The following is a 13,040-nucleotide window of genomic DNA, read 5'->3' as shown; positions in this document are numbered from 1 at the left end:
GTCGATTAATGGATTGGTCTTGGGTCTTCCCATGCACAAAGAGGCAGAACACGGTCTGCGCTTTGCCTTTTACGATAGTCCTTTGCCGTCCCCGGGGGCCGGACGATTCGCATTCTTTGCCGCCACGACGGCATCGAACACCTCGCGTTTGGGCAGGCCTGCTTCGACGGCGACCGCCGCAATGGCCTCCTTGCGCCGCTCCCCCGCCTCCTCGCGCACCCGCACCCTGCGCACCAGCTCCTCGGCGTCGAGATCTCCGGGTCCGGCGGCCGGCGCACCCTCCACCACGACCGTGATCTCGCCGCGCACGCCCTCGGCCGCCCAGACCGCCAGTTCTCCCAGGCCGCCGCGCTTGACCTCTTCGTAGGTCTTGGTCAGCTCGCGGCAGACCGCGGCCCGGCGCTCGGGGCCGAAGACCTCGGCCATCGCCGCGAGGGTGTCGTCCAGACGGTGGGGCGCCTCGAAGTAGACGAGCGTGCGGCGCTCGGACTCGACCTCGCGGAGCCGGCCGAGCCGTTCGCCCGCCTTGCGCGGCAGAAAACCCTCGAAGCAGAAACGGTCGACCGGCAGTCCCGACAGGGCGAGCGCGGTGAGGACGGCGGACGGGCCGGGGACCGCGGTGACCTTGATGTCCTTCTCGACGGCCGCGGCGACCAGCCGGTAGCCGGGGTCGGAGACCGAGGGCATGCCGGCGTCGGTGACCAGCAGCACCCGGGCGCCGCCGGCGAGTGCCTCGACGAGTTCCGGCGTACGGGCGGTCTCGTTGCCCTCGAAGTAGGACACGACCCGCCCCGTGGTGTGCACACCGAGGGCCTGGGTGAGGCGGCGGAGCCGCCGGGTGTCCTCGGCGGCGACGATGTCGGCGCCCTCCAGCTCGGCGGCGAGCCGGGGCGGCGCGTCCGCCACATCGCCGATGGGCGTCCCTGCGAGTACCAGCGTTCCTGTCACACGGGCCATCCTCCCAGGGCCGTGCGCACGACTCGCACAGTGGCGTTCCCTACGATGGCGCGGTGACCAGTACCGCGCCGAAGACCCTTCAGGGCAAGGACGCCGATCAGCAGCCCGCCAGCCGGCAGCAACGGCTGCGCAGATTCGGCTACGCGCCCCGGGCCGTGATCGGGCTGCGCGAACGCCTGGTGCCGCCCTATACCCGCCCCTCCGAACGGCTGTGGCCGGTGTTCGGCATCCCTCCGGCGGTGGTGAACCCGCTGCTGCGTACGGCGGCCTGGGGCGGACCGCTGTTGGTCGCGCTGGTCGCGGGTGTGCTCCGGTTCTGGAACCTGGGCTCGCCGAAGGCGGTGATATTCGACGAGACGTACTACGCGAAGGACGCCTGGGCCCTGATCAACCAGGGGTACGAGGGCAGCTGGCCGAAGGACATCGACAAGTCGATCCTGCGGGACCCCTCGTCCGTCCCGATCCCCACCGACCCCGGTTATGTGGTCCATCCGCCGGTCGGCAAGTGGGTCATCGGCATCGGTGAGCAGTTGTTCGGCTTCACGCCCTTCGGCTGGCGCTTCATGGTGGCGGTGCTCGGCACGCTGTCGGTGCTGATGCTCTGCCGCATCGGACGCCGGCTGTTCCGCTCCACGTTCCTCGGCTGTCTCGCGGGAGCGCTGCTCGCCGTGGACGGTCTGCACTTCGTGATGAGCCGTACGGCTCTGCTCGACCTGGTGCTGATGTTCTTCGTGCTCGCGGCCTTCGGAGCGCTGGTCGTCGACCGGGACTGGGCGCGCCGCAGACTCGCGGCCGCGCTGCCCGTGGACGAGGACGGCGTGCTGCGGCCGGACGCGACGGTCGCGGAGACCCTGCGGCTCGGCTGGCGGCCGTGGCGGCTGACGGCGGGCCTGATGCTCGGCCTGGCCGCCGGCACCAAGTGGAACGGCCTCTATGTGATGGCCGCGTTCGGTCTGCTGACGGTGCTGTGGGACGTGGGCGCCCGCCGCACGGCCGGCGCGGTGCAGCCGTACAGAGCGGTGCTGAAGAAGGACCTGGTGCCCGCGTTCGTCTCGACGGTGCCGGTGGCGATCGCCACGTACATCGCGTCGTGGACCGGCTGGATCGTCACCGACAGGGGCTACTTCCGCGACTGGGCGGGGACGGCGGGCAAGGGCGGCAGCTTCACCTGGCTCCCGGACTGGCTGCGCAGCCTGTGGCACTACGAGACCGAGGTCTACCAGTTCCACGTCAACCTGACCTCGGGGCACACGTACCAGTCCAACCCCTGGAGCTGGATCGTGCTGGGCCGCCCGGTCTCGTACTACTACGAGTCCCCGTCCGCGGGCGTCGGCGGCTGCCCCTCGGACGCGGCCGACAAGTGCGCGTCCGAGGTCCTGGCCCTCGGCACCCCGCTGCTGTGGTGGGCGGCCTGCTTCGCGATCGCCTACATCCTGTGGCGCTGGCTGTTCCGCCGCGACTGGCGCGCGGGCGCGATCGCGTGCGGCATCGCGGCCGGGTGGGTGCCGTGGTTCTTCTACCAGGAGCGCACGATCTTCCTGTTCTACGCGGTGGTGTTCGTGCCGTTCCTGTGTCTGGCGGTCGCCATGATGCTCGGCGCGATCCTGGGCCCACCGGGCTCGGACGAACGCCGCCGAGCGATCGGCGCGATCGGCGCGGGGGTGCTGGTGCTGCTGATCATCTGGAACTTCATCTACTTCCACCCGCTGTACACGGGGACGCCGATCCCGGTGGAGGACTGGCGCAACAGGATGTGGCTGGACACCTGGGTCTAGGGGCTGCCGTTCGGATCTTGCCGGGCGCGGCCGCGGACCGGCACCCGCCCTGCCTGACACCCCGCGCTCTCTGACACCCCGCGCTCTCCGGAACGCCCGCTACCTGGGTGACCATCCCCTCACCTACCGTGATTCGATGACCTTGCATGAGCTCCTCGGACCGTCGATAGGCGCTCTGGCGACACTGGCAGGTGTTGTCGCCGGAGGTGGCATCGGTAGCCGTTCACAAGAACGCCACTGGATGAGGAACGCCCGGCGTGAGGCGTGCGCCGACGTTCTCCGCGCGTACGTCATCCTCCATGGCCAGCTCGGCCGTTGGGCCCGTCGAGGGGAACGGCCCGACATCGAATGGGCGGAATGGGGCCACGCGATGAACATGGTCCGACTGGTCGCGACACCCGATGTGATCGCCGCCGGCGATGCGATCAACGCCGAGTTGTGGCAGATAGAGCGCACCGGGCACCGGAGCACGGCCGTCCCCGTTCCGGCCGCCCGTGCTCAGGTCGTACGCGCGGTCTTTCCCAAGGAACCGAACAGAGAAAAGAACCCCACCCAGCCCCACCCCTCCCGCCCGTCGGCCGCACTCACCCCCAGGAGTGAACATCGCCAACCGGACTGGTGGGGAGCCGGGTTACGTGTTCTAGGCTCACCGCGACACAACCGAAGACCGCAGAAATGCGACGGCCCCCGGCCGGGACTCGCAATCCCGATCGAGGGCCTGACCACCGAGGAAGATAGGCCCCTTCCTGATGGATACACAGCACCTTAGCGTGCCCTCGCACGCCCCGCCCGGAGTTGCCGACGCACCACCCGGCGTCATCCGCACCCGGCTCCCTGTCGAGCCGCGCGAGCGGCAGCCGTACGGCGTCACCCACGCCAACACCCGCCACACCAGCCGCTTCACGGTCATCGGCAACCACCTCGCGCAGCACGCCGAGCTGTCGCTGCTGGCGATCGGCCTGTCCGTGCACATCCAGTCCCTGCCGACCGGTGCCCGCGTGGACATCAAGACGCTCGCCGCCCGGTTTCCCGAGGGCGCGGACCGCATCTCGGGGTGCCCTGCGCGAGCTGGAGGCCCACGGCTATCTGCGGCGCGAACGCGAGCGCGTCCCCGGCGGCCGGATCGTCACCCGCACCGTTTCCTGCAACCAGCCGGGAGCCGAGCGGAACCGTCCTCACGGCAGGGCCACCGAGCGGTGCGCGACCGAGCGGTCCGTGCCCGAGCGGTCCGTGCCCGACCGCCCCTGTCTGCCGCCGGCTTCGTCCGCCGGCCCCGTCACGAGGACGCCGGCGACCCGCCCGACCCGGCCGGTCGCGAGCGAGCCGCGCCAGGCGTCGTACCGCGCACCCACGGCCCCGCGCGTGCCGCAGCCATCCTTCCCGTCCGAGACCCTCCTGCGGTCCGCCACCGACCTCCTCGCGGGCCTGCACCACCAGGACCCACGCCTGTTGCTCTCCGCTCGGGACACGGAAGCCCTGGCACCGGGAGTTGCCGCCTGGCTGGAGCGGGACGTCGGCCCCGCCGCCGTACGGCATGCCCTGACGTCCGACCTGCCGCCCGGCGGGGTGCGCCGTCCCGCCGGCTTCCTCGCGCACCGGCTCTCGGCGCAGCTCCCGCCGCCACCGCCGTTCCGCTCACCCACCTCCGGAGCACCGCTCCCGCTCCGGAACTGCGACTCCTGCGACCGGGCTCATCGCGCGGCGGAACCGGGCGACTGCCGCGCCTGCCACACCTCGAAACCCCGTAGCAGCGGGGCGAATCCGCCGTGAGCCCCGCGGTTCCGGGCCGATCGTCGCGGTCTCGTAACAGCATCGAAGACGATCACCCCCGTCCCGTAGAGTGCACGCGATACATGCCCTTGAACACGTTCAAGGAAGTGTGCTCCTGGGGAGGGGACTGCAAGTCATGCGCAGTGGGGCGAAGGTCGCCGTGATCGGCGGAGTGTTCCTGGTGGTCGCCGGTGGCGTCGGCTATGGCGGGTACAACCTGTACAGCGGGCTGACCGACGGCAACGATGTCAGCACCAGGTCCGCGTCCGGGGAGCGGAAGTCCGGGCCGCCGAGTGCCGAGGAGATCGACGGGACCGCGAAGGACTTCCTCGCGGCGTGGGCCGGTGGTGACGCGACGAAGGCCGCGCAGCTGACCAACAACGCCGTCGAGGCCGAGCCGCTTCTCGCGGGCTACCGGCAGCAGGCCCATGTCTCCAAGGCCGTGATCACCCCCGGCAAGGCGGTCGGCGCGAAGGTGCCGTTCACCGTGAACGCGACGGTGTCGTACGAGGGGCAGAGCAAGCCCTGGACGTACAGCTCCGCGCTCACCGTGGTGCGCGGACTGAGCACCGGCAAGGCGCTCGTCGACTGGGCGCCGGCCGTCGTGCACCCGAAGCTGACGAAGAACACCTCGCTCAGGACCGACCAGGCGTCCGCCCCGCCCATCAAGGCCGTGGACCACAAGGGCCGGGAGCTGACGAAGGAGAAGTACCCCTCGTTGGGCGCCGTCCTGGACGCCCTGCGCAAGAAGTACGGGGAGGCCGCGGGCGGTACCGCGGGCATCGAACTCGTCGTCACCTCCACCGACGAGGCCGTCGCCGACCGGACGCTGCTGACGCTGAGCGAGGGCACGGAGGGCAAGCTGACGACGACGCTGGACGCGGACGTCCAGGCCGCCGCCGAGCGGGCGGTGAAGAAGTACGGCCAGGCGTCGGCCGTCGCCGTCAAGCCCAGCACCGGTGAGATCCGGGCCGTCGCCAACAGCCCTGCCGACGGGTACAACACGGCGATGATGGGCGCCCAGGCCCCCGGTTCCACGATGAAGATCGTGACCGCGGCGATGATGATGGACCAGGACGTCGTCAAGGGCCCGTCCGCGAAGGTGGAGTGCCCGGCGAACGTGCAGTGGATGGGCAGGACGTTCACCAACCTGGACGGCTTCTCCATCCCGAGCGGCACGTTCGAGGAGAGCTTCCGCCGCTCCTGCAACACCGCCTTCATCAAGGCCGTCAAGCCGCTCGACGACCGTGATGTGTCCGGGACGGCGCTCGGCGCCACCGCGAGCAAGTACTTCGGCATCGGCCTCGACTGGCAGACCGGCGCCGTCAGCGTCGACGGCAGTGTGCCCGAGTCGGCGGGCGCGGAGACCGCCGCCTCGTACATCGGCCAGGGCAGGATCACGATGAACGCCCTCAACATGGCGTCCGTCGCGGCGACCGTGAAGAACGGCGGCTTCCTTCAGCCGATCATCGTGCCGAAGGCCCTCGACGACCGCGCGCTGGCCACCGCGCAGCGGCTGCCCGGCTCCATCGCGGGGGCGCTACGCCAGATGATGGGCGCGACCGCGCGCTACGGCACCGGCCAGGCCGCGATGTCCGTGGTGCAGGGCGACAAGGGCGCCAAAACGGGCTCGGCGGAGGTCGACGGTCAGGGCACGTCCAACAGCTGGTTCACCGGATACGCCGGGGATCTGGCCGCCGCGGCCGTCGTCCAGTCCGGCGGTCACGGCGGCGACGCGGCGGGCCCGGTGGTCGCGCAGGTGCTCAACGCCCGCTAGCGGTACGGGCCGTGAGGGCGGGCGCCGGAAGGCTCGTTCGGACGCCCGCCCGCCGTCGCTTCCATCATCCGGAATCTGTTCGCGTGGCCCGTACAACGACCGTTAGCGTGCGGTCATGAGCACTCACGAAACGGAAGCCCATCCCCGGTTCGCGGCCGCCCTGCGGGAGCTGGGGCTCGATGTGCCGGTCCGCCGGTTCCCCGACGCCACGCGGACGGCCGCGGAGGCCGCGGCCGCCATCGGCTGCGACGTCAGCGAGATCGTCAAGTCACTGATCTTCGAGGCGGACGGCGAGCCGGTGCTGGTGCTGATGGACGGCTCCTCGCGGGTCGACGTCGAGCGGGTGCGCGAGGAGCTCGGCGCGGCGAAGGTCGGGCGGGCGAACGCCGACCTGGTCCGCGAGACCACCGGCTACGCGATCGGGGGCGTACCGCCCTTCGGGCACGTCACCAGGACCAGGGTGCTGGCCGACCGCGGGCTGCTCGCCCACGAGGTGGTGTGGGCGGCGGCCGGGACCCCGCACACCGTCTTTCCGCTCGACCCGAAGTCGCTGATCGCGCACGCGGGCGGCACCGTGGTGGACGTCCGCGAGCGCACGGCGTGACGGTACCGGTCGCCGTAGCGGTTCTCATCGCGGCAGTCACGCACGCCAGTTGGAACGCGATCGCGCACACCGTCCGCGATCAGCTCGTCGGCTTCACGCTCATCGGCGGCGGGGCCGCGGTCATCGGCGCCGTCCTGGCCTGTTTCACCCCGGTGCCTGCCGCCGGGGCGTGGCCGTATCTGGTCGTCTCCGCGCTGCTGCACATCGGCTACCAGGCCCTGCTGATGCGGTCGTTCTCGCTCGGTGACTTCGGCCAGATGTATCCGTTCGCCCGGGGCACCGCCCCCTTGGTGGTGACCGTCCTGGCCACGGTGTTCGTCGGCGAGCGGCTCAACGGCTGGCAGCTGGCCGGTGTGGTGCTGGCCTCCGCGGGTCTGGTCGGGGTGGCGCTGTGGGGCTTCCGCGGGAAGGGCGCCCGGCCGCACTGGCCCGCCCTGCTGGCCGCGCTTGCGACCGGCCTGTCGATCGCCGCGTACACGGTCGTGGACGGCGTCGGCGTGCGCGCCTCGGGGTCGGCGGTCGGCTACATCGCCTGGCTGATGATCCTGGAGGGCCTGCTGATCCCGGCGTACGCCGTGCACGTGTACCGGGGCGAGCTGGTGGCCCGGATGAAGCCGTACGCGGTACGCGGCCTGCTCGGGGCGGCGCTGTCGATGGCGGCGTACGGGCTGGTGCTGTGGGCGCAGACGCAGGCGCCGCTGGCGCCGGTCGCGGCGCTGCGGGAGTCGTCGATCATCGTGGGCGCGGCGATAGGCGCGGTCTTCTTCAAGGAGCGGTTCGGCGCCCCGCGCATCGCGGCGGCGGGGCTGATGGTCGTCGGCATCGGTCTGATGCTGCGGGCGGGCTGAGCGTCCGTCGTCGTAGCAGGGCGTTGTCGTGGGTCAGCCGTTGTCGTCGGTGGGCGTTGTCACAGGCGCGCGTTACGGTCGGCCTCATGACAGCCAGAATCGATCTCACCCTCGACTGCACGGACGCGCAACGGCTGGCGGAGTTCTGGAAGCTGGCGCTCGGGTACATCGACGAGCCTCCGCCGCCGCCGTTCGCCACCCGCGAGGAGTGGCTCGCGCAGTTCGACCTGCCGGAGGACGACGAGGGAGACGCGGCATGGCTCTGCGATCCGCAGGGTGCGGGGCCGCGGCTCTCGATCCTCAAGGTGCCCGAGCCGAAGACCGCGAAGAACCGGCTGCACATCGACATCCGGGTGCCGGGGCACGGCAGCGACGAGGAGCGGTGGAGCAGGATCCGGGCTGAGGCGGACCGGCTGGTCGCGGCGGGTGCCGGCGTCCAGCACGAGTTCGACGGCCATCACATCACCATGGCCGACCCGGAGGGCAACGAGTTCTGCGTCGCCGCCGGTCCGGCAGATCGGGCCTGACGGGCCCGGGGCTCGCCGGACGGGCCCGACGCGCTCGGGCCACACGGGACCGGCCCGACGCGCCGCGGGCAGTGCAGGACCGCCCCGACGTGCGCCGGCAGTGCAGGCGGGACCGCCCGTCAGTCCTGCCCGCCGTCAGCCCTGCCCGGCGTCAGTCCTGCTGCGCCCAGGTCACCCGGTGCGGCGCGATCACCTCGTCGAACCCTGTGTTCACCGCGAGCAGGCCGCCGTCCACCCGCAGGGTGATGCCCGTGATCCAGGCCGCGTCCCGCGAGGCCAGGAAGGCGACGGCCGCCGCGATGTCCTCCGGCTCGCCGACGCGGCCGAGGGGGTAGACCCGGCCGAGTGCCGCGAGGCTCTCCTCGCGGCCCGCCCACGACGGCGTACGGACGGTCCCCGGGTTGACCTGGTTCACCCGCACGCCGCGGGGTGCCGCGTCGCCCGCCAGCGTGCGGGTGAGCGAGGCGAGGCCCGCCTTGGCCGCGCTGTAGGCGTGGTTGCCGAAATCCTGTTCGGCGTTGACGGAGCCGATGTTGACGATCGCGCCGGCGCCGGAGACCTCCAGATGCGGCAGGGCCGCGCGGGCGCAGCGGAAGGCCCCGGTGAGCGAGATGTCGAGGTCGCGCGCCCAGGTGTCGTCGGGCTGGTCCTCCAGCCTCGGGGTGTCCGGGGCGCAGGAGTACGCGTTGTTGACCAGGACGTGCAGGGCGCCGAACCGTTCGACGGTGTACGCCACGGCCGCCTCGACCTGGGCGCGGTCGGCGACGTCGCAGCCGAGGGAGTCGGCTCCGGGGATGCCCTCCGCGGTCCGTGCCGCGGCTTCCGCGTCCAGGTCGGTGACCAGGACACGGGCGCCTTCGGAGGCGAGCCGTCGTGCGATCGCCGCGCCGATCCCGCGCGCCGCGCCGGTGATCAGTGCGCCCTGTCCCTCGAACCGCCCGGGTCCGCCGATCCCGCTTCCGCTGCTCATAGCGCCGAACGTACCGCCCGGATCAGCGCCTGGGCACGGGGATCCGCGGTGACGCCCTTGCGCATCCCGTTGGTCACATAGCCGAGCGCGATGCCCGACTCGGGGTCGGCGAAACCGAGGGAGCCGCCGCGGCCGGGGTGGCCGAACGAGCCCGGGCCGAGCATCGGGGCGGCCGGGCCGTGGAGCATGAAGCCGAGGCCGTAGCGGGTGTTGACGATCAGGACGCGGTCGGGGCCGGCCGACTCCTCGGTGCGGGCGAGGGTGAGGGTGGCCGGGGCGAACAGCCGCGGGCCGCCGTCGACCGTGCCGATGGTGGAGGCGTAGAAACGGGCGAGGGCGCGGGCGGTGGAGATGCCGCCGGAGGCGGGGAGTTCGGCGGCGCGGTAGGCGGGGTCGTTCTCGTCGGGCAGCGGGTCGATGGCCCCGAACGCGCGCCGGGTGAGGGAGTCGGGGTTGTGGTAGGCCTCCACGACGGCCGGCTTGGGCCGCAGTTTGAGTCCGCCGCCGTCGGCAGTCTCCGGCTCGGGCACCGGTCCGATGCGGCCCACACGGTGGGCCTCGTCCCGCGGCAGTCCGATCCAGAAGTCGAGGCCGAGCGGGCGGGCGATCTCCTCGGCGACCCAGCGGCCGATGGTCCGGCCGGTGACCCGTCGGACGAGTTCGCCGATCAGCCAGCTGTAGGTCTGTGCGTGGTAGCCGTGAGCGGTTCCGGGGTCCCAGGCGGGGTGCTGCGCGGCCAGAGCGGCGGGCCCGCTGACACCGTCGCAGGCCTCCGCCGTGGTCAGCGGGCGGTCGAGCACGGGCACTCCGGCGCGGTGGGAGAGCAACTGCCGTACGACGACGCGGTCCTTGCCGGCCGCCTTGAACTCGGGCCAGTACGTGCCGACGGGGGCGTCCAGGTCGATCTGGCCGCGCTGGTGGAGCAGGAGCACGACGGCCGCCGCGACGCCCTTGGTGGCGGAGCGGACGATCTGTGCGGTGTCCACGGCCCACGGTTCGGGGCCGTCCACGTCACGTGTGCCGGCCCAGAGGTCGACGACCTTCTTCCCGTCCCGGTAGACGGCGACGGCCGCGCCCCGGTCACCGCGCTGTTCGAAGTTGCGTAGGAAGGCGTCCTGGACCGGCTCGAAGCCTGCCGCCACCGTGCCCCGGACATCCACTGCTGCTGATCTCCCGCTCCCGCTCATCCCTCCATGGTGCATCGGACGCCACCGCTCGTGACTCGCGGGTCAGCTCAGAACGATCGAGACGTCGATGTTGTCGCGGGTGGCGTTGGAGTACGGGCACACCTGGTGAGCGGCGGAGACCAGTTCGGCGGCGAGCTCCTGGTCGACCAGGGGCAGCGAGACGCTGAGGGCGACCGCGAGGCCGTAGCCGCGGGCCTTGTTGGGTCCGATGCCGACCTTCGCGGCGACGGTGGAGCCGGTGAGGTCGTAACCCGCCCGGCGGCCGACGAGCACGAGGGCGTTGTGGAAGCAGGAGCTGTACCCGGCGGCGAAGAGCTGCTCGGGATTCGTTCCCCGACCGTCGCCGCCCATGGCCGGTGGCATCGCGACCTTCAGGTCGATCCTGCCGTCCTGGCTGGTGACGTAGCCGTCACGGCCGCCGTGCGCGGTGGCCTCCGCGACATACATGATCTTGGTCGGCCGGCTGTCTGCTTGGCTGCTCACGGTGCGCCCCCGAGGTGATGGCACGGCATAAATACATTGCGCACAATGTATCGAAGGAACCGGCCGCTTGTTACCTGGGGGTAGCGCTGCGTTTCCGGCCGCCTCAGCTCGACGCGGCCGAGGCCGCCGTCTCGGTCAGCCGGTGCAGATCACCCCGCAGCCGGGCGATCTCCTCGACCTCCAGGCCGGTGCCGACCAGGAGTTGGGCCGGCACCCGCACGGCGCGGGCCCGCAGTGCTTCCCCCTCACCCGTGAGCTGGATCCGCACCGAGCGCTCGTCGTCCACGGCCCGCTCGCGCCGCACCAGACCGGCAACTTCCAGCCGCTTCAGAAGCGGCGAAAGGGTGCCGTAGTCGAGCCGCAGTGCCGACCCCAGCTCCTTGACGGGCACCTCGCCGCGCTCCCACAGGACCAGCAGCGTGAGGTACTGCGGGTAGGTCAGGCCCAGTTCGTCGAGGAGCGGCCGGTACAGGGCCGTCACCGCGCGCTGGGCCGCGTACAGCGCGAAACACAGCTGGTCGTCGAGAAGCAGCGAAGCCGCCGGTGCCGTACTGCTGGGATCCTCGTTCACGCGCCCATTGTCACGGACTTCGGGTCGAAGCCGAAGGGCAGTTCGAGGCGGTGCTTTCGCATCAGGGCGTCGTCCCCCAGGAGATCCTGCGTACGACCGTCGGCGGCGATGACGCCCTCGCTGAGGATCACCGCGCGCGGGCAGAGTTCCAGGGCGTAGGGCAGATCGTGCGTGACCATCAGGACGGTGACGTCCAACGACCGCAGGATGTCGGCGAGTTCTCGCCGCGACGCCGGGTCGAGGTTGGACGAGGGTTCGTCCAGTACGAGGATCTCCGGCTCCATCGCGAGCACGGTGGCGACCGCGACCCGGCGGCGCTGGCCGAAGGAGAGATGGTGCGGGGGCCGGTCGGCGAACTCCGCCATGCCCACCTGCGTCAGCGCCGCCACGACGCGCGCTTCGAGCTCCGGGCCGCGCAAGCCCGAGGCCGCGGGCCCGAAGGCGACGTCCTCGCGGACCGTGGGCATGAACAGCTGGTCGTCCGGGTCCTGGAAGACGATGCCGACGCGGCGGCGGATCTCCGCGAGATGCCGCTTGGCGACCGGAAGCCCGGCGACGGCCACGGTCCCCGCGCCGCCGGCCAGGATGCCGTTGAGATGCAGGACGAGGGTGGTCTTGCCCGCGCCGTTGGGGCCGAGGAGGGCGACCCGCTCACCGCGCCGGACCGTCAGGTCGACGCCGAAGAGCGCCTGATGCCCATCGGGATAGGCGTAGGCGAGCCCCTTCACCTCGAGGGACGGGGGCGTCGGGCCGGCCGGGGCGTTCGTCACCGGGTCGCGCAGGTCGTGCCGGTCGTTCGGGTCGTTTGTCACAGCGTCCATCCCAGCAGACAGACCGCGAGCGCGGTCACCGGGAGGGCGGCCGCGTACGACCACTGGGCCCGGGACGCGGTGACCACGTCGATCACGGGCATCGTCCCGGTGTATCCCCGGCTCACCATCGCCAGGTGCACACGCTCTCCGCGCTCGTAGGAGCGGATGAACAGCGCGCCCGCGGATTTGGCGAGCACACCCCAGTGCCGTACCCCCTTCGCCTCGAAGCCGCGCGAACGGCGGGCGATGGACATCCGGCGCATCTCGTCCGCGATGACATCGCCGTAGCGGATCATGAACGAGGCGATCTGGACCAGCAGGGGCGGCAGCCTGAGCCGCTGGAGTCCGAGCAGCAGCGAGCGCAGCTCGGTCGTCGAGGCGAGGATCACGGACGCGGCGACGCCGAGCGTGCCCTTGGCGAGGATGTTCCACGCGCCCCACAGGCCCGGGACGCTCACCGAGAGGCCGAGGACGGAGACCTGCTCGCCCGGCACCACGAAGGGCATCAGCAGCGCGAAGGCGACGAAGGGGATCTCGATGAGCAGTCGGCGCAGCAGATACCCGGCGGGCACCCGGGCGACGGCCGCGACCGTGGCCAGCAGCACCGCGTACAGCCCGAAGGCCCACACCGCCTCGCGCGGCGTGGAGACCACGACCAGCACGAAGCAGAAGACGGCGACGAGCTTGCAGTGCGCGGGGAGCTCGTGCACGGGCGAGTGCCCGTGCCGGTAGAGCTTGTGGCTGTGACCGGCGCCCATG

General features: G+C 71.6%; 12 protein-coding genes and 1 pseudogene. 6 read left to right on the top strand and 7 right to left on the bottom strand.

The genetic code is table 11. From position 1 onward, the window contains the following. Positions 1-69: 69 nt before the first annotated feature. Complete coding sequence (gene rsmI / locus ACFWU3_RS08955) at positions 70-957, bottom strand: 16S rRNA (cytidine(1402)-2'-O)-methyltransferase (RefSeq protein WP_384433324.1); 888 nt, start codon at positions 955-957, stop codon at positions 70-72. 53 nt (positions 958-1,010) lie between these two features. Between rsmI and ACFWU3_RS08950 the strand changes: the two genes are divergently transcribed. The 6 genes and pseudogenes from ACFWU3_RS08950 (at position 1,011) to ACFWU3_RS08925 (ending at position 8,258) form a co-directional block, all read left to right on the top strand. Further along, the gene (locus ACFWU3_RS08950; RefSeq protein ID WP_384433321.1) at positions 1,011-2,732 is read left to right on the top strand and encodes a dolichyl-phosphate-mannose--protein mannosyltransferase; all 1,722 of its coding nucleotides are present in this window, start codon (positions 1,011-1,013) and stop codon (positions 2,730-2,732) included. 749 nt (positions 2,733-3,481) lie between these two features. Continuing rightward, a pseudogene (locus ACFWU3_RS08945) lies at positions 3,482-4,502 on the top strand (helix-turn-helix domain-containing protein). Between the two features lie 136 nt (positions 4,503-4,638). Beyond that, positions 4,639-6,279: a penicillin-binding transpeptidase domain-containing protein gene (locus tag ACFWU3_RS08940; protein WP_384433318.1), complete on the top strand. Its 1,641-nt coding sequence runs from the start codon at positions 4,639-4,641 to the stop codon at positions 6,277-6,279. A gap of 115 nt (positions 6,280-6,394) precedes the next feature. Continuing rightward, on the top strand, positions 6,395-6,883 hold the full coding sequence (locus ACFWU3_RS08935) for a YbaK/EbsC family protein (RefSeq protein WP_384433316.1): 489 nt from the start codon (positions 6,395-6,397) through the stop codon (positions 6,881-6,883). Next, a complete protein-coding gene (locus tag ACFWU3_RS08930) occupies positions 6,880-7,731 on the top strand; it encodes an EamA family transporter (protein ID WP_384433313.1) in 852 nt (283 codons plus the stop codon). The genes ACFWU3_RS08935 and ACFWU3_RS08930 overlap by 4 nt, the downstream gene beginning before the upstream one ends. An 86-nt stretch (positions 7,732-7,817) precedes the next feature. Next, a complete protein-coding gene (locus ACFWU3_RS08925) occupies positions 7,818-8,258 on the top strand; it encodes a VOC family protein (RefSeq protein WP_384433311.1) in 441 nt (146 codons plus the stop codon). A 151-nt stretch (positions 8,259-8,409) separates the two neighbouring features. Here the strand turns inward: ACFWU3_RS08925 and ACFWU3_RS08920 are convergent, their stop codons facing one another. The 6 genes from ACFWU3_RS08920 to cbiQ all read right to left on the bottom strand — a co-directional run bounded on the left by ACFWU3_RS08920 (position 8,410) and on the right by cbiQ (position 13,039). Further along, positions 8,410-9,228: an SDR family NAD(P)-dependent oxidoreductase gene (locus ACFWU3_RS08920; protein ID WP_384433308.1), complete on the bottom strand. Its 819-nt coding sequence runs from the start codon at positions 9,226-9,228 to the stop codon at positions 8,410-8,412. Further along, a complete protein-coding gene (locus tag ACFWU3_RS08915) occupies positions 9,225-10,388 on the bottom strand; it encodes a serine hydrolase domain-containing protein (RefSeq protein WP_384433623.1) in 1,164 nt (387 codons plus the stop codon). Before ACFWU3_RS08915 ends, ACFWU3_RS08920 begins: the two co-directional genes overlap by 4 nt. Positions 10,389-10,457: 69 nt before the next feature. Next, positions 10,458-10,862: an organic hydroperoxide resistance protein gene (locus ACFWU3_RS08910; protein ID WP_384433620.1), complete on the bottom strand. Its 405-nt coding sequence runs from the start codon at positions 10,860-10,862 to the stop codon at positions 10,458-10,460. A 139-nt stretch (positions 10,863-11,001) separates the two neighbouring features. Next, positions 11,002-11,469 carry a MarR family winged helix-turn-helix transcriptional regulator gene (locus ACFWU3_RS08905; RefSeq protein ID WP_384433307.1) on the bottom strand — a complete coding sequence of 156 codons (468 nt, stop codon included), beginning with the start codon at positions 11,467-11,469 and terminating at the stop codon, positions 11,002-11,004. Further along, positions 11,466-12,290: an energy-coupling factor ABC transporter ATP-binding protein gene (locus ACFWU3_RS08900; RefSeq protein ID WP_384433304.1), complete on the bottom strand. Its 825-nt coding sequence runs from the start codon at positions 12,288-12,290 to the stop codon at positions 11,466-11,468. Before ACFWU3_RS08900 ends, ACFWU3_RS08905 begins: the two co-directional genes overlap by 4 nt. After that, on the bottom strand, positions 12,278-13,039 hold the full coding sequence (gene cbiQ / locus ACFWU3_RS08895; RefSeq protein ID WP_384433301.1) for a cobalt ECF transporter T component CbiQ: 762 nt from the start codon (positions 13,037-13,039) through the stop codon (positions 12,278-12,280). The genes ACFWU3_RS08900 and cbiQ overlap by 13 nt, the downstream gene beginning before the upstream one ends. Position 13,040: the final 1 nt, after the last annotated feature.

This window comes from Streptomyces sp. NPDC058685, from assembly GCF_042714725.1.
Classification (GTDB): Bacteria; Actinomycetota; Actinomycetes; order Streptomycetales; family Streptomycetaceae; genus Streptomyces.
The sequence above is the reverse complement of the archived record's forward strand: the minus strand, read 5'-3'. Positions and strand labels throughout refer to the sequence as shown.